A 16,069-nucleotide genomic window follows, 5' to 3' on the forward strand; every position below is an offset into this window, starting at 1 on the left:
GCCGCCGCACCCCCCTTTCCGAGAAGGAGTCCCATGACCACGGGTACCATCGCGTCCGAGTTCGCCCCGCCGGCGGCGCCGGCGCCGCTGACACCGGATGCGCTGCGGGTCGTCGACCTGCCGACGCCGTACCTGGTCACCGACCTCGACACGGTCGCGGAGCGGTACGCAGGGTTCACCGCGGCGCTGCCCGGTGTCGCGACCTTCTACGCCATGAAGTGCAACCCGGCCCCGGAGATCCTGCGCACCCTGGCCGACCAGGGCGCCGGCTTCGAGGTCGCCTCGATCGGCGAGCTGCGCATGCTGCAGGCCCTCGGCGTCGACCCGGCGACCGTGCTCTACAGCAACCCGGTGAAGCCGCCGGGCCAGATCGCGGCCGCGGCCGGCATGGGCCTGTGGCGGTTCAGCTTCGACTCCCCCAACGAACTTGCCAAGATCGCCGAGAAGGCGCCCGGTTCGGCCGTCTACGTGCGGCTGCGGGTGGACGACAGCAACAGCATGTTCCCGCTGTCCCGCAAGTTCGGCACCGACGTCGAGGACGCGTACGACCTCATGCTGCTGGCCCGCCGGCTCGGCCTGCGCCCGTACGGCGTCACCTTCCACGTCGGTTCGCAGTGCGGCAGCACCTCGGCCTGGCAGTCGGCGATCCGGTTGGCGGGCGAGCTGATGGAGCGGCTCCGCGGCGACGGCATCGAACTCGAGATGCTCGACCTGGGCGGCGGTTTCCCGGCCCGGTACCGCGCCGGCGTGCCGTCGATCGAGGAGATCGGCGCGGTCGTCCAGGACGCGCTGGCCGAACTGCCGTACCGGCCCGCCCTGATCGCGGCCGAGCCCGGCCGGCACCTGGTCGCCGAGGCCGCGGTGATGGCCGCGACCGTGATCGGCCGGGAGATGCGCGGCGACGAGAACTGGCTGTTCGTCGAGGTCAGCACGTACCACGGCCTGATGGAGGCACTGCAGACCGCGGGTGGTTGGGACTTCCCGGTGTGGAGTTCGGTGCCCGAACTGCCCGGCACCGAGACGCTGCCGTTCACCATCACCGGCCCGACCTGCGACAGCTCGGACACCATCGGCTACGGGATTCCGCTGCCGGCCACGGTGACCGTGGGCGACGTCGTCTACTTCGGCTCGGCCGGCGCGTACTCGCTGAGCTACGCAACCGCCTTCAACGGCTTCCAGCCACCCACGCCGGTCTTCGTGGGCACGGGTCAGCCCCGTGCTCGACGCTGAGCGCAGGGCCGGGCGCCGCCGCGCCCAACCGGGTGGGATGCGGCGTGCCGGCCGGCTGCGGGAGCTGCTGGTCTCCGGCGTCGTCGACTCGTTCGGCATGGCGCTGGGCTGGACCGTGGTGGTCCTGCTCGCCACCTCCCGGGGCGGCCTCGCCGAGGCCGCCCTCTACAACGCCGCCATGCTGGTCGGCGTCGTCCTCTCCGCCCCGATCACCGGGTGGCTCTCGCACCGGATGAACGGGCGCACCCTGCTGCGCAGCGCCGCCAGCTTCGAGGTGGTGCTGCGCTTCGCGGTGCTCGCCGGCCTGGTGGCCGGGCTGCCGTCCGGCGTGGTGGCGGTGGCCGTGGTGCTGATGCACGTGGCCGCCTGGGCGGGCTTCGCCGGCATGCGCGCCGAGGTGACCGCGGTGGACGCCTCGCCGCGTTCGATGACCCGGTACGCGGTGGCGATCGCCGGCGTCGAGGCCGGCGGCACGGCCCTGGCCGCGCTGCTGCCCACCGGCCCGGACGGCTACCCGACCGGCTGGCTGCTCGGCGCGGTCTTCGTGGTCTACCTCGGTTCGCTGCTGCCCACCGTGCTGACCGCAAGGCGGGCCCGGATCTCGGCCGGACGCCCGGTGCTGGCCGCCGGGCTGGCCGCCGGCCTGGCCGCCGGATTGGGCGCCCCGCCGGAGCCCCGGCCCAGGCCCCGGCCGCGCAACGCCGGCCGGCGCTTCCGGCACGCGCACCGCGCCGAGCCGGAGGGCTGGCGGCTGCCGTCGACGCGCCTGCTGCTGGCCGGTGGCGGCGTCATGCTGATCGCGGCCGGTCCCACCCTGCTGGCCGTGCCGATCACCGCCGAACTGCACGGCGGCGGCTGGGTGGCCGGCGCCGCGGTCGCGTTCAGCTTCGGCTGCCTGCTGTCCACCTCCGCGGTGGCGTTCATCGGCCGGCTCCAGATCCCGGCCGTGCTGCGCTGGTCGCTGTGGGGCCTCGGAATGCTGGCCGGCTGGATCCTGGCCCCGCTGTTCGCGCCGATGGTGCTGGTGGCGCAGTTCGTGGCCGGCCTGGCCCAGACCGCGTTCGAGGGCGACATGGACGCCCGGGTGGCGTCCGAGGCCGCACCGGAGTCGGTGACCCGGCACCTCGCGTACAGCGCCTCGGTCCGCGCGCTGGGCGGCGCGGTCGCGGTGCGGGCCCTACCGGTGCTGGCGGCCAGCGCGGCGATCGGCACGGTGTCGAGCGTGGCCGCCCTGATCCTCGGCTTCTCCTCGCTGGTCCTCTGGGCCGGCATCACCACGGCCCCGCACATATTCCGTCGACTGGCGCACTGACCGTTCCGTAGAGTGGCCGGCATGACAACCCCACGCGGCATCGTGCGTCCATCCGGTGCTGTGCGCGGCGCGGCGGGCTGATGACCCTTTAGGAGTCCCCCGCTCGGCACCGGGAGTCTTCCACCTCGGAGAGCTTCCGCATGTCGCCGTATCGTCTCTACCTGCTCATCTGCGGCCTCGGCTCGTTCGCGAGCCGGACCGCGTTCACCCTCAACCTGATCTACCAGGCCACCGTGGTGGGCCTGTCGCCGCTGCAACTCGTGCTGGTCGGCACCGTCATGGAGACCGTCTGCTTCCTGGCGCAGGTGCCCACCGGGGTGCTCGCCGACCTGGTCAGCCGCCGGCTCTCGGTGATCGTGGGTTACGCCCTGATGGGCGCCGGCCTGCTGGTCTGGGGCCTGCTGCCCAGTTTCGCCGCGATCCTGGTGGCCAACGTCATCTGGTCGATCGGCGCGGTCTGCGTCGACGGCGCCGAGGAGGCCTGGGCCGCCGACGAGATCGACCCGGACCGGGTCACCGCCGCGTTCCTCCGCGGCGGCCAGTTCGCCCAGGCCGGCGGGCTGCTCGGCATCCTGGCCGCGGTCGCCCTGGCCACCGCCGGCCTGGCCGTCCCGATCGTGGCCGGCGGGATACTCACCCTCGGCCTGGCCGCCCTGCTGATGATCTTCATGACCGAACGCTGGCGCCCCACCGAAACCGGTTCGTGGCGCTCCATGGGCCGGCAGGTGGCCGCCGGCGCCCGGCAGGTGCGGCACAGCGCGCTGCTGGCCGGCGTCGTGGCGGGCACCTTCTTCGCGGGCCTGAGCAGCGAGGGCTTCGACCGGCTGAGCCAGCCGTTCCTGCTGCCGTTCACCGGCGGTCGCCCGGTGGAACTGGTCTTCGGCGGGCTGGCGGTGCTGGCCGCTCTCGGCTCGATAGCGATGACCGGGCTGCTCGGCCGCTGGCTCGACCCGAAAACCGCAGAGGCCGCGCCAGTCCCGGCGGGCGCGGCAGCCACGGCGGGCGCGGCAGCCACGGCGGGCGCGGCAGCCACGGCGGGCGCGGCAGGCGCGGCAGGCGCGGCTGGCCCGGCGGGGCTGTCGGCGCGGCGCGCCGGATGGCTGGTTGCGGGCGTGGAGGCGGGCACCGCGGCCGGGATGATCTGCTTCGGGATGGCCGGCGAGTGGTGGGTCGCCGTTGCGCTCTATCTCGTCGTGCTGTTGCTGCGCGGCGCCTCCGGACCGATCCTCAGTATCTGGCTGGTGTCGGCCACCGCGCCCGGCTCGCGGGCCACCGTCTTCTCGATCCAGGCGCAGGCCGACGCGCTCGGCCAGATCGCCGGCGGGCCGCCCGCCGGCCTGGTCGCCCAGCGCCGCTCGATCGGGGCCGGCATCTCGGTCGCCGGACTCTTCCTGTTGCCCGCGGTTGCCCTGTTCGGCTGGGCCGCGAGGCAGGCGTCAAGTTCCGGAACCGGCGCCGACCTGGGCACTCCTGAGAAAGCGCTTCCCGAGCCCCTACCAGGCATTGACAGGTAACAAAACCCCGGTTCAGAGTGGCGACACAAAGAGCGCTTTCACATCCCGTTCCCCGACGGGCAACGCTCGCGAAACATCCCCACAGGAGTCGCCCATGACATCCCCCGTCCCGGGTGGCAGCCGCCGACGGCTGTCACCCACCCGATTCCTCGCCCTCGCCTCCGGCCTCGCCGGGCTCGCCACCGCGTACCTCGTCGCGGCCGGCGGGCCGGCGGACGCCGCCGAGGTCGTGGTCTCGCAGAACAGGCCGGCCACCGCATCCTCGTCGGAGTGGGCCGGCACGCCCGCCTCGGCCGCGGTCGACGGCGACAACGGCACCCGGTGGTCCAGCGCGTTCGCCGCGAGCCAGTGGTTCCAGGTGGACCTGGGCGCCAGCACCGCGGTCAGCCGGATCGCGATCAACTGGGAGGCGGCGTACGCGCGTGCCTTCACCATCCAGTTCTCCCTGAACGGCACCAACTGGACGCAGGCCTACGCCACCACCACGGGCGGCGGCGGTCAGCAGAACATCCCGGCCGCGGGTGACGCCAGATATATCCGGATCAATCTGACCCAGCGGGCGCTGGAACTCTACGGCTACTCGTTCTGGGAGTTCCAGGTCTTCTCCGGCGGCAGCACTCCGACCACTCCACCGACCACCTCCCCCGGTGGCGCGCGGCTGCTGTCCTACAACAAGCCGGCGCAGGCCTCGACCTGGCAGAACGACGTCAACTGCAACCCGTGCAGCCCGGACAAGGCGTTCGACAACGACCCGGCCAGCCGCTGGGCGACCAGTTCCACCAACGGCTGGGTGGACCCCGGCTGGATCTCGGTCGACCTCGGTGCCACCGCGCAGGTCAGCCAGGTGGTCCTGCAGTGGGATCCGGCGTTCGCCCGCGCGTACCAGATCCAGGTGTCCGGCGACAACGCGAACTGGTCGACCATCTACTCGACCAGCACCGGTGACGGACTCAAGGACGTGATCAACGCCAGCGGCACCGGCCGGTACGTCCGGATGTACGGCACCGCGCGCAGCAGCGCGTACGGCTATTCGCTCTGGGAGTTCAGCGTCTACGGCACCGGCGGCAACCCCACCGCCCCGCCCGCGAAGCCCGCCGACCCGGTCTTCCCGGCCACCCGGCTGGTCTTCTCCGACGAGTTCAACGGCGCCTCGGGCAGCAAGCCGGACGGTTCGAAGTGGACCATGGACCCCGGCGTCCCGCAGAACGGTGAGGTCCAGTACTACACGCCGAACAGCGAGAACGCGTCGATGAACGGACAGGGCCAGCTCGTCATCGAGGCCCGCCGGCAGGACTACCAGGGCCGGCAGTACACCTCGCACCGGATGAACACCAGCAACAAGTTCCACGTGCAGTACGGCCGGATCGAGGCCCGGGTCAGGGTGCCGAAGGGCAACGGGCTCTGGCCGGCGTTCTGGATGATGGGCGAGGACTTCCTCAGCGGACGCCCGTGGCCCTACAACGGCGAGATCGACATCATGGAGGTCCTCGGCCGCAACACCAGCGAGGCGTACTCGACGCTGCACGCACCGGCCTACAACGCGGGCGGCGGCTACGGCCAGAAGTACGCGACCGTCGACCTGTCCCAGGACTACCACGTCTGGGCGGCCGAGTGGGACAGCCGGGGCATCCGGTTCTTCCTGGACGGCCGGCAGGTGTTCGACGCGAGCAAGGAGACCGTGGAGAACACCCGCGGCCCGTGGATCTTCGACCACAAGTTCTACCTGATCCTCAACCTGGCCGTCGGCGGCGACTTCCCCGGTCCGATCGACGCCAGCACCCCGTTCCCGTCGCAGATGCTCGTCGACTACGTCCGCGTCTATCAGTGAGGGCCGCCATGCGAAAACGTTCCTCCTTCCTGATCGGCGGCGCCGCCGCCGTCCTCGCCGGGTCCCTGCTGCTCGTGCCGTCCACGGCAAGCGCCGCGGACACCCTGCTCTCGCAGGGCCGCACGGCCAGCGCGTCGTCCACCGAGTCGGCCGCCTTCCCGGCCGCCAACGCGGTGGACGGCAACTTCGGCACCCGCTGGTCCAGCGCGTTCAGCGACCCGCAGTGGTTGCAGGTCGACCTGGGCGCCAGTGCCACGGTCACCTCGGTCCTGATCGACTGGGAGGCCGCGTACGCCCGCAGTTTTTCGATCCGGACCTCGACCAACGGCAGCAGCTGGACCACCGCCTACAGCACCACGTCGGGCACCGGCGGCCGGCAGACGCTCGCGGTGAGTGGCACCGGCCGGTACGTGCGGCTGGAGACCACCGCGCGGGCCACCCAGTGGGGTGTCTCGCTCACTGAGTTCCAGGTCTTCGGCAGCGGCGGCGGCACCACGCCGACCGCACCGACGATTCCGCCGGGCGCGGTCCGGGTCGCGGAGTTCCTTGCCGACTGCCCGTTCAGCCACCGGCTGCCGGACGACCCGATCATCTTCCCCGGCCTGCCGGGTGCGTCGCACATGCACAGCTTCTTCGGCAGCACCGTGACGAACGCGTTCTCGACGACGCAGGACCTGCTCAACGCGAACAGCAACTGCAACCCGTCGATCGACAAGTCGTCGTACTGGATCCCGACGCTCTATCAGAACAACGTCCCGGTGGAGCCGGTCACCGGCATCTTCTACTACCTGGGCGAGGGCGTCCGCGACGACCTGATCGCGCAGACCCAGCCGTTCCCGCTGGGCCTGCGGGTGGTGGCCGGCAACGCGCGGGCGACCGGCCCGGCCGACAACACGATCGCCCGCTGGTCGTGTCTGCACGCCGGGCACGTGGGCTCGTCGTCCGACTTCGTGAACTGCCCGACCGGCACGATGCTGGAGTCCTACCTGGACTTCCCGCACTGCTGGGACGGCCGGAACCTGGACTCGGCGGATCACAAGAGCCACATGGCGTATCCGGTCGGCAACGCCTGCCCGGCCAGCCACCCGGTGGTGGTGCCCAAGCTGCGGCAGGTGATGCGGTACCCGGTCAACGGCAATCCGGCGAACTTCCGGCTGGCCTCCGGCGCGGGTTACACCATGCACGGCGACTTCTTCAACGCCTGGCCGGTCGACGAACTGGCCCGCCGGGTGAACAACTGCATCCGCATCATCGTGAAGTGCGGCACGGACGGTACCGCCTGATGGAGGCCCGGATATGAGCACGGGTGCCGCCAGCTTCGGCAGTGGCGGCACCCGTGGCCGTGAGAGCGCTCTCCGAGCCTCGGGTCCCGGTGCTATAACAGACCGCATGAGTTCCCGGCCCGCGAGCGGGCGGCATCCGACGATGGACCAGGTCGCCGAGGCGGCCGGCGTGTCCCGCGCCACCGTGTCCCGGGTGATCAACGGCGCACCCAGCGTGGATGCCAAGATCCGCGAGATGGTCCAGCGGGCCATCGCCGAAACCGGGTACGTCCCGAACGTCGCGGCCCGCAGCCTGGTCACCCGGCGCTCCAACTCGGTGGCCCTGGTGATCAGCGAGCCGGACCGGCCGGACAACAACTCGTTCCTCAACCGGATCTTCACCGACCCGTACTTCGGCCGGATCACCGCCGGCGCCACCACGGCGCTGCGCCCGCACGACATCCACCTGGTGGTCATCCCGACCGACTCCACCGACCACCACCAGGTGATCCGGTACCTGCGTCAGGGCCACGTCGACGGTGTCCTGCTGATCAGCAGCCACGAGCAGGACACCCTCCCCCGCCAGGTGCACGAGCTGGGCATCCCCGCGGTGGTGTCGGCCCGGCCCACCTCGCCGATCGCGGTCAGCTTCGTCGACGTCGACCAGCGGCTCGGCGCCCGGCTCGCGGCCGAGCGGCTGCTCTCCCGCGGCTGCCGGCGGCTGGCCACCATCAGCGGCCCGCTGGACATCCCGTCCGGCCTCGACCGCCTCGACGGCTACCGCGCCTACCTGGCCGAGCACGGCTTCGATGCGGTGCCGTCGGTCGAGGGCGACTTCACCCGGGCCGGCGGCGAGGCGGCGGCCCGCCGGCTGCTCACCGAGCACCCCGAGGTGGACGGCCTGTTCGTGGCCAGCGACCTGATGGCCGAGGGCGCGCTGCGCGCCGTGCAGGACCTGGGCCGCCGGGTGCCGGACGACCTCGCGGTGGTCGGATTCGACGACAGCAGCGCGGCGCTGGACTGCCGGCCGCTGCTCACCACGGTCCGGCAGCCGGTCGAGGAGATGGCCGCCGAGATGGCCGAGGTGCTGCTGGCGCACATCGCGGCGCCCGGCCGGCTGCCCCGGTCGGTCACCTTCCAGCCCACCCTGGTGGTGCGCGACTCCGCCTGACGGCCGGTTGGCCCATCGGGTTACCGTCTGGCCCTATGGGGAGCGAGCCGACGGCGGGGGCGTTGCTCGCGGCCGGGAGTGAGGCCTTGATCGAGGCCGCGTTCCGGACCGGTGACTTCGTCGCTGCCCACCAACTGCTGCTGGCGGCCCGGGACCGGGCGCGGCAGACCCGGAACCGGGTGGACGAGGCAACGGCGCTGACCCGGCTCGGCATGCTGGCCCACTTCTCGGCGATCGCCGGTGACCTGGCCGAGGCCGACTGGGCCGCCGAGGAGCGGATGTTCGCCGAGGCGCTGGCCATCCAGCGGGCCGCGGACGACCCGGCCGGCGCCGCCGAGTCGCTGTTCGGGCTCGGCCTCGTGCACCAGGTGCTGCGCGGTGACTGGCCCACCGCCATGCCGTTCTATCAGGAGGCGCTGTCGCTGGCCGAGCGGTACGCGGACGAGATCGTGCGCTCCGAGGTGCACCGGCACATCGGCTTCTACCACGTCTATGTCACCGGCGACGGCGAGCAGGGCCTGCGCCACCTGCGGATGTCCCAGGTGCTGCGGGAGCGGTACGGCGACCCGCGCCGGGTGGCGACCGGCACGCTGGCCCTGGGCGAGGCCGAACTGGCCGCCGGCAACCGGCCCGAGGCGCTGCGGCTGCTGCACGAGGCGGTGCACCAGGCCCGGGCCGCCGGCCTGACCGCCCAGCGGATCGGCTGGGCCGAGCAGGCGCTGCGCGACGCCGAGCGCCTGGCCGGCTGAGGCGCCCGCACGGCCGGCTGTCCAGCCTTCGTCGGATGTCCGACGGATCGATCACGATCAGTTCTGTCGGGTCCCCGACCCAGGTAACTTATGGACAGTTACTGCTGGTCATAGGGGGCGGCCTTGACCGGTCGGCGCGACTCGTCTGGCTCCTACCATCCGGTGCTCGGCATCGACCTCGGCACCACGTCCTGCGCCATGTCCGTGTGGGACGGCGAGGCCATCACGGTCATCCCCGGCCCGACCGGAGCGCACGCGCTGCCGGCCGTCGTCGGGCAAAACCCGGCCGGGCAGATCGTGGTGGGCCGGCCACCGGCCGGCGGCACCCCACCGGTGATCACCGGGATCAAACGTGAGCTGGGCAGTGGCGAGCGGCTGCGGCTGCGCGGCCGGCAGTACCAGCCGCCGGAGATCTGCGCGTTCCTGCTGATCGAGCTGAAGCGGCGGGCCGAGGCGTTCCTCGGCGGCCCGGTGCACGACGCGGTGATCACCGTTTCCGGGTCGGCCGGTGAGACGCAGCGCCGGGCCGTCCGGGAGGCGGCCGGGCTGGCCCAGCTCAACGTGCGGCGCCTGGTGGACGACCCGGTGGCGGCCGCGGTGGCGATCGGGGCCGGCGACCGGGAACGCACCTACGCGATCTACGACCTGGGCGGCGGCACCTTCGACACGGCGATCGTGCGGGTCGGCCCGGACGGGGTGAGCGTCCTGGGCGCGGCCGGCGACCCCCGGCTCGGCGGCGACGACTTCGACGAGCACATCGTGGGCTACGCGCTGCGCCAGATCCGCGAGCGGCACCACGTCGACCTGAGCCAGGACGAGCACGTACGCACCCAGATCCGGCGCGAGGCCGAACGCCGGAAACGCGAGCTGTCGACGGCCGAGACCACGGTGCTCGAACTGCCGCTGCTGACCGCCACGATCAGCACCAGCGTGCCGCTGTCCCGACGGGCCTTCGAGGCGATGATCGAGCCGGACGTCACGAAGTCGCTGGGCTACCTGGCCGCCGCACTGGCCGCGGCCCGGTCCGAGCACGGCATCGGCCGGCACGGCGTCGACCGGGTGCTGCTGGCCGGCGGCTCGAGCCGGATCCCGTCGATCCGCACCCGGCTGGCCGGCTACTTCGGGCTGAACGTCGGCGACATCCCGGCCGGCCTCGAACCCGACGAGCTGAACGCGCGCGGCGCCGGCCTGCTGGCCCGCGAGTACGAGCCGGCGCTCACCTTCGAAGATTTCCGCCCCGGCCTGCTCAGTGCCAATCTGCGGCTGCGCGCCGAGATGGCCGAGCCGGACGAGCCGGGGTTCGCGTCACCCGCCGAGGCGGCCGGCCCGCCGGACACGCTACCGATGCCGCCGGCCGAGACCCCGGCCGATTTCCGCCCGGTGGCCGACGCCAGCTACTGGATGCTGGCCGGCACGGAGGACGGCGACCGGGCCGGGCTGCGCGCCGCGTACACCTCTTTCATCGCCGCCATCCAGGCGGCCGCGCCGGACGCCCGGCTCCGCGAACTGGGCGAGGTGCTGGCCCGCGAATACGCCCGCGGCCATTGATTCCGTCCCTTATCTGCCCGTTACGGTTGGTGCATGCTGATCAGTTTTGGGCTGCCGGTCTCCGGCGCGTGGGCCACGCCGGCGTCCCTGGCCGGGTTCGCCGTCCGCGCCGAGGACCTCGGCTACCACGGGCTGTGGACGTTCCAGCGGCTCCTGGTGGGCGTCGAGCAGGATCTGGCGCCGGTGTACCGCGGCGTGCTCGACCCGCTCCTCGCACTCACCTACGCGGCGGCCCGCACCTCGGTGATCCGGCTCGGCGTCGCCGTGATCAACCTGCCCTTCGTCTCGCCGGCCTACCTGGCCAAACAGGCCGGCACCCTGGATGTGCTCTCCGGCGGCCGGTTCGACCTGGGCCTGGGCACCGGCTGGTCGGAGCCCGAGTTCGTGGCGACCGGCTCGGACCCGCACCCGCGCGGCCGGCGCATCGAGGAATATCTGGCCGCCCTGCGCACCCTGTGGCAGGACCGGCCGGCCAGCTTCGACGGCACGCTGTACCGGGTGCCACCGAGCGTCATGGACCCGCCGCCGGTGCAGCCGGGTGGCCCACCGGTGCTGCTGGGCGGCACCGCGGAGGCGGCGCTGCGCCGGGCCGGCCGGATCGCGGCGGGATGGGTGAGCAGCAGCCGGGCCAGCCTCGCCGACATCCGGCGGGGCACCGAGGTGGTGCGCGCGGCGGCCGCGGCCGCCGGCCGCGACCCGGACCTGGTCCGGATCGTGGTGCGCGGCGTGGTGCGGGCCGGCGAGCCGGTCGAGGGGGTGGCACTGTCCGGGGACTTCGCCGCGATTCGCGACGCTGCCCGGGGGTACCAGGAGGCCGGCGTGACCGAACTCTTCTACGACCTCAACTGGGACCCGTTGATCGGGTCGCCGGACGCCGACCCGGTGCTGGCAACCGCGCGTGCCGAGGAGATCATCACCGCCTTGGCGCCGACCCGACTTGACGGGTAGGTAAGACGGTGGTCGAAGTCCCGGGAATTGGCCGGAATGGCGGGCCAATCGTTATCGGAATGGCCTTCGGGTTAGCGCGGGACGGCGTCCCCGACATGATCGGAGAGTGACGGTGATCAACACAGAAGCGATTGTACGACGACCATCCCACCGTCGATCCCACCCCCGGAACGCCCTTCCGCCGAAGATCTTCCGGGTGGGAGCGCTCAACACCGAAGGAACTGAAGGAACGGAGTACGCAAGATCGACATGAGGGCGAAACCCCGGCGAAACAGCCGTCTACGATCTCCTGAACTGGACTTCGATGACTTTGCGCAACAGTACGATTGCCCTTTGGGTTGTGATAACGGACATACGGCGCGATCTTGACTGACACTATGGGCGGTTTAATCCTCAAACTAGCAGTTTCGTGCCCTCCGACGGGCCTACCCGATGTGACGCTTCGGGCGCCAGGCTTTCAGCGGGCCGTTATTCATTCGATGCGTCAACTCATTTCCTACGGCCCAGTTCCGGACTACCTTCCCAACCGCAGCATCCGAATACCTCTCACGCACGACGCATGTGAGGGTGTGTCGTTCGATGGAGGTGATTGAGTGTGGAACCGCTGATCGAGGAGGCCGGACTGGCCCGGACCGGCGCCCCGCTCGATGCGATGAACTCACCCACCGGCGAGAAGAGGAAGGTCGAGACCAGACACCGGTCGCCAACCCAGATCGCCCTCGCGCGCCTGCGCAAGGACAAGGTCGCGATGACCTGTCTGGGCATCTTCATCTTCTTCGTCCTGATCGCAATCTTCGCCCCGTTGCTCGCCAAGCTCGAGGGCCAGGACCCGTCCACGCTGCACCAGGACCTGCTCGACGAGTACGGTTACCCGACCTTCGTGGTCAGCAGCGAGCACTGGTTCGGCATCGAGCCCCGGCTGGGCCGCGACCTCTTCGCCCGGTTCGTCTACGGCGCCCGGCCCTCGCTGATCGTGGCCTGCACGGTCACCGTGATCACCGGCATCGTCGGCGTGGTCATGGGTCTCGTGGCCGGCTTCCTGGGCGGCTGGGTCGACCGGGTCATCTCCTGGGTGATCGACTTCGTGCTGAGCCTGCCCTACCTCCTGTTCGCCATCGCCGTACCGGCCGTGCTCCTGACGATGTTCGTCGAAGACGCGAGCACGGCGGGCGTCACCGAGGTGACCCGGGCGCGGTTCGCGTCACTGATCATCGTCCTCTCCTTCTTCGGCTGGGCCAGTCTGGCCCGGCTCATCCGCGGCGAGGTGCTCTCGCTGCGCGAGCGCGAGTTCATCGCCGCCGCCAAGGTGCTGGGCGTGCCGACCCGCAAGGTCCTGTTCAAGGAGTTGCTGCCTAACCTGGTGGCGCCGATCATCATCTCCACCTCGCTGGCCCTGCCGACCTACATCGTCGCCGAGGCGGGTCTGACCTTCCTCGGTGTGGGTCTGGTCGAGCCGACCCCGTCGTGGGGGCTCACGATCGCCAACGCGACGACCTACTACCGGGCGGACCCGCTCTACCTGTGGCTGCCTGTCCTGGCGATCAGCATCCTGGTGCTGTCGCTGAGCTTGCTCGGTGACTCGATCCGAGACGCTTTCGATCCCCGCACCCGACGGTGACCCCGTCGACGCCCTGTAAAGAAAGAGGAGAAATGGCAAGGCGCTTCAAGGTGGCCGTGGCGGCGACAGCTGCCGTTGCCCTGGTGCTGTCGGGCTGTGGCAGCCCGTCGTCCAACAACGATTCCGGCAAGGCCGACACCGGCAAGATCTCGGCGCAGCAGAGCGCGACCGACCCGAACGCGAAAGGCCCGGCGCCGGAGGTTCCCGGCTCGCGCAAGGGCGGCACGCTGATCGTCTACGCCCAGACGACGCCGTCGACGTTCGACCCGACCGACATCTACTACACCGACTCGAACGAGATCGGGAAGCTGCTGTTCCGTACCCCGACGCAGTACGCGATCCGGAACGGGCAGCCGGTTCTGGTGCCCGACCTGACCGACCTCGGCACCGTGTCGTCCGACCAGCTCAGCTGGACCTTCAAGATGCAGCAGGGCATCAAGTACGAGGACGGCACCGAGGTCAAGGTCGAAGACCTCGCGTACGCCATCAAGCGCTCCTTCGCGCACGACATCTACGCGAACGGCCCGGCGTACCAGCTGTCGTACTTCAAGGACGGCGACAAGTACAAGGGCCCGTACACCGACGGTGACACCTTTGCCGGCGTGGCGACCCAGGGCACCGACACCCTGATCATCAACCTGGCGAAGCCGTTCTCCGACCTGCCGTTCTACCTGACCTTCCCGCTGTTCACGCCGATCCCGAAGGCGAAGGACACCAAGCAGGACTACAAGAACCGCCCGCTGGCCACCGGCCCGTACGCGTTCGACCAGTACACCGCCGGCACCTCGCTCACGCTGAAGAAGAACCCGAACTGGGACGCCAACACCGACCCGGTCCGGCACCAGTACCCGGACGCCTTCAGCTTCAAGTGGGGCGGCGAGCTCGTCTCGACCCAGCAGAAGGTTCTGAACAGCGCCGGCGAGGACGCCAACGCCGTTCAGTACGAGGAGATCGACGCCTCGCTCATCCCGCAGCTGACCGGCGACAAGGCCAACCAGCTGATCAAGGGTGAGAGCCCCTGCGTGTACATCCTGAACATCGACACCCGCAAGGTCACCGACATCAACGTCCGTAAGGCGATCGCGAAGGCGCAGCCGTGGGACGCGCTGTCCAAGGCGAACGGCAACAACGACTACACGTCGGAGCCGGCCAGCACCTTCCTCCCGCCGGGCGTGCCGGGTCACACCAAGTACACCCCGTTCCCGGACCTGACCGGCACCGGTGCCGGTGACCCCGAGGGCGCCAAGAAGATCCTGACCGACGCCGGCAAGCTCGGCTTCGAGGTCAGCTGGTACTACGACAACTCCAAGCCGATCTCGCAGCAGATCTCGAACATCCGGGCCGACGCGATGACCAAGGCCGGCTTCAAGGTCAAGGCGATCGGTGTGGCCACGGCCGACCTGCGCGCCAAGGTCTCGGACTACGACGCTCCGGTCAACCTCAACCAGGGTCCGCGCGGCTGGTGCTCCGACTGGCCGACCGGCTCCAGCTGGATCCCGGTCATGTTCCAGTCGAAGGCCATCGCGGAGGGCACGGCCTGGGGCTTCCTCCAGGACACCGCGCTGGACAAGGAGATCGAGGACGTAGCGAAGCTGCCGACCAACGACGCCACCAGCAAGTGGGCCGCGCTGGACCAGAAGATCATGGGCCAGTACGTGGCGCTGCCCTGGTACTACACCAAGATGGCGGTCCTCGTCGGCACCAACGTCGGTGGCACCGTGGGTGACGCCACCGTCGGCATGCCGTACCTGCTGGACATGTACCTCAAGAGCTGACCTCGTCAGTAACTCCGGTGGCCCGGCCGGTCTTCGGCCGGGCCACCGGTAGCACCAAGCAGCTTTTCGTTCCCCCGCACACCCTTTTCTCAACGACGAGGTGCCCGCCGTGCTGCTGTACATCCTGCGACGACTGATCAGCGCGATCTCGGTCGTGATAGTCACGGTGGTGGCCAGCTTCATGCTGTTCTTCGTCGCACCCACCGACCCGGCCGGCGTCGTCTGCGGCACCCGGTGCACCCCCGAACGCATCGAGGACATCACCCGCAGCCTCAACCTCGACCAGCCGGCCGTCGAACAGATCGCCCTCTACTTCAAGGGCATCGTGGTCGGCCGCACCTTCACCACCGGTGGGGTCGAACGGCACTGCGAAGCCCCCTGCCTCGGCTACTCGTACATCCTGGGCGTCCCGGTCACCGAGCTGCTCGCCAACGCCGTACCGGTGACCCTGTCGATCGTGATCGGCGGCGCGACCATCTATCTGATCGTCGGCGTGCTGATCGGCACGTTCGCCGCCCGGGTCCGAGGCACCACGCTGGACCGCATGGCGGTCGGCAGCTCGCTGGTCGTCGGCTCGATCCCCTACTTCGTGGTGGCCCTGATCGTCTCGCTGTACGCGACGTTCCTGCCGCGGTCGCAGTTCGTGCCGTTCTTCGACGATCCGTTGGCCTGGGCCAGCGGCCTGCTCGCGGCCTGGCTGTGTCTAGGGCTCACCAACTCGGCGTCGTACACCCGGTACTCGCGCGCCTCCATGATCGAGGCGATGGGGCAGGACTTCACCCGTACCGCCCGCTCGAAGGGCATCTCCGAACGCCGTGTGGTCTACCGGCACGGGCTGCGGGCGGCCATGACCCCGGTCGTCACGATCTTCGGTATCGACGTGGCGTACCAGCTGGTCAACACGATCTTCACCGAACGCATCTTCCAGCTGCCGGGCCTCGGCCTGCGCCTGCTCAACGCGTTCAGCCAGTACGACCTGCCGGTGCTCATGGGCGGCGTGGTGGTCGGCGCCACGGTCCTGGTAACCATGAACCTGGTGGTAGACATTCTGTACACGGTCCTCGACCCCCGGGTTCGGCTCGGATGACCTCCGCCGGCACCCCATCAGTCCCGC

The 16,069-nt window shown here is 70.5% G+C and carries 12 protein-coding genes; all 12 read left to right on the forward strand.

The window, feature by feature from the left end:
* Positions 1–33: 33 nt before the first annotated feature.
* The 12 genes from Ari01nite_RS03325 to Ari01nite_RS03380 all read left to right on the forward strand — a co-directional run bounded on the left by Ari01nite_RS03325 (position 34) and on the right by Ari01nite_RS03380 (position 16,042).
* Positions 34–1,230: a type III PLP-dependent enzyme gene (locus Ari01nite_RS03325; protein WP_203779128.1), complete on the forward strand. Its 1,197-nt coding sequence runs from the start codon at positions 34–36 to the stop codon at positions 1,228–1,230.
* A complete protein-coding gene (locus Ari01nite_RS03330) occupies positions 1,217–2,542 on the forward strand; it encodes a hypothetical protein (protein ID WP_239162437.1) in 1,326 nt (441 codons plus the stop codon). The genes Ari01nite_RS03325 and Ari01nite_RS03330 overlap by 14 nt, the downstream gene beginning before the upstream one ends.
* 140 nt (positions 2,543–2,682) lie before the next feature.
* Entirely contained in the window at positions 2,683–4,056 is a 1,374-nt protein-coding gene (locus tag Ari01nite_RS51645; RefSeq protein WP_203779129.1) for an MFS transporter, read from the forward strand.
* 94 nt (positions 4,057–4,150) lie between these two features.
* Entirely contained in the window at positions 4,151–5,884 is a 1,734-nt protein-coding gene (locus Ari01nite_RS03340) for a discoidin domain-containing protein (protein WP_203779131.1), read from the forward strand.
* Between the two features lie 8 nt (positions 5,885–5,892).
* Entirely contained in the window at positions 5,893–7,167 is a 1,275-nt protein-coding gene (locus Ari01nite_RS03345; RefSeq protein ID WP_239162438.1) for a DUF1996 domain-containing protein, read from the forward strand.
* Between the two features lie 106 nt (positions 7,168–7,273).
* Complete coding sequence (locus Ari01nite_RS03350; protein WP_239162439.1) at positions 7,274–8,317, forward strand: LacI family DNA-binding transcriptional regulator; 1,044 nt, start codon at positions 7,274–7,276, stop codon at positions 8,315–8,317.
* A 35-nt stretch (positions 8,318–8,352) separates the two neighbouring features.
* A complete protein-coding gene (locus Ari01nite_RS03355; RefSeq protein ID WP_203779133.1) occupies positions 8,353–9,066 on the forward strand; it encodes a tetratricopeptide repeat protein in 714 nt (237 codons plus the stop codon).
* A 123-nt stretch (positions 9,067–9,189) separates the two neighbouring features.
* Positions 9,190–10,614 carry an Hsp70 family protein gene (locus Ari01nite_RS03360; RefSeq protein ID WP_203779135.1) on the forward strand — a complete coding sequence of 475 codons (1,425 nt, stop codon included), beginning with the start codon at positions 9,190–9,192 and terminating at the stop codon, positions 10,612–10,614.
* A gap of 33 nt (positions 10,615–10,647) precedes the next feature.
* A complete protein-coding gene (locus Ari01nite_RS03365; protein WP_203779136.1) occupies positions 10,648–11,562 on the forward strand; it encodes a TIGR03619 family F420-dependent LLM class oxidoreductase in 915 nt (304 codons plus the stop codon).
* 595 nt (positions 11,563–12,157) lie between these two features.
* Positions 12,158–13,180, forward strand: coding sequence for an ABC transporter permease (locus tag Ari01nite_RS03370; protein WP_203779138.1), 1,023 nt, complete (start codon positions 12,158–12,160; stop codon positions 13,178–13,180).
* A 32-nt stretch (positions 13,181–13,212) separates the two neighbouring features.
* Positions 13,213–14,955 (forward strand): ABC transporter substrate-binding protein, encoded by a 1,743-nt coding sequence (locus Ari01nite_RS03375; protein ID WP_203779140.1) that lies wholly within the window; start codon positions 13,213–13,215, stop codon positions 14,953–14,955.
* A 109-nt stretch (positions 14,956–15,064) separates the two neighbouring features.
* Entirely contained in the window at positions 15,065–16,042 is a 978-nt protein-coding gene (locus tag Ari01nite_RS03380; protein ID WP_239162440.1) for an ABC transporter permease, read from the forward strand.
* Positions 16,043–16,069: the final 27 nt, after the last annotated feature.

This window comes from Paractinoplanes rishiriensis (assembly GCF_016862375.1).
Classification (GTDB): domain Bacteria; phylum Actinomycetota; class Actinomycetes; order Mycobacteriales; family Micromonosporaceae; genus Actinoplanes; species Actinoplanes rishiriensis.

What these genes read in the sequence shown, in the direction of transcription:
- Ari01nite_RS03375 (WP_203779140.1), top strand. Translation starts at nt 13,213, where the DNA reads ATGGCAAGGCGCTTCAAGGTGGCCGTGGCGGCGACAGCTGCCGTTGCC.
- Ari01nite_RS03325 (WP_203779128.1), top strand. Translation starts at nt 34, where the DNA reads ATGACCACGGGTACCATCGCGTCCGAGTTCGCCCCGCCGGCGGCGCCG.
- Ari01nite_RS51645 (WP_203779129.1), top strand. Translation starts at nt 2,683, where the DNA reads ATGTCGCCGTATCGTCTCTACCTGCTCATCTGCGGCCTCGGCTCGTTC.
- Ari01nite_RS03365 (WP_203779136.1), top strand. Translation starts at nt 10,648, where the DNA reads ATGCTGATCAGTTTTGGGCTGCCGGTCTCCGGCGCGTGGGCCACGCCG.
- Ari01nite_RS03340 (WP_203779131.1), top strand. Translation starts at nt 4,151, where the DNA reads ATGACATCCCCCGTCCCGGGTGGCAGCCGCCGACGGCTGTCACCCACC.
- Ari01nite_RS03355 (WP_203779133.1), top strand. Translation starts at nt 8,353, where the DNA reads ATGGGGAGCGAGCCGACGGCGGGGGCGTTGCTCGCGGCCGGGAGTGAG.
- Ari01nite_RS03345 (WP_239162438.1), top strand. Translation starts at nt 5,893, where the DNA reads ATGCGAAAACGTTCCTCCTTCCTGATCGGCGGCGCCGCCGCCGTCCTC.
- Ari01nite_RS03350 (WP_239162439.1), top strand. Translation starts at nt 7,274, where the DNA reads ATGAGTTCCCGGCCCGCGAGCGGGCGGCATCCGACGATGGACCAGGTC.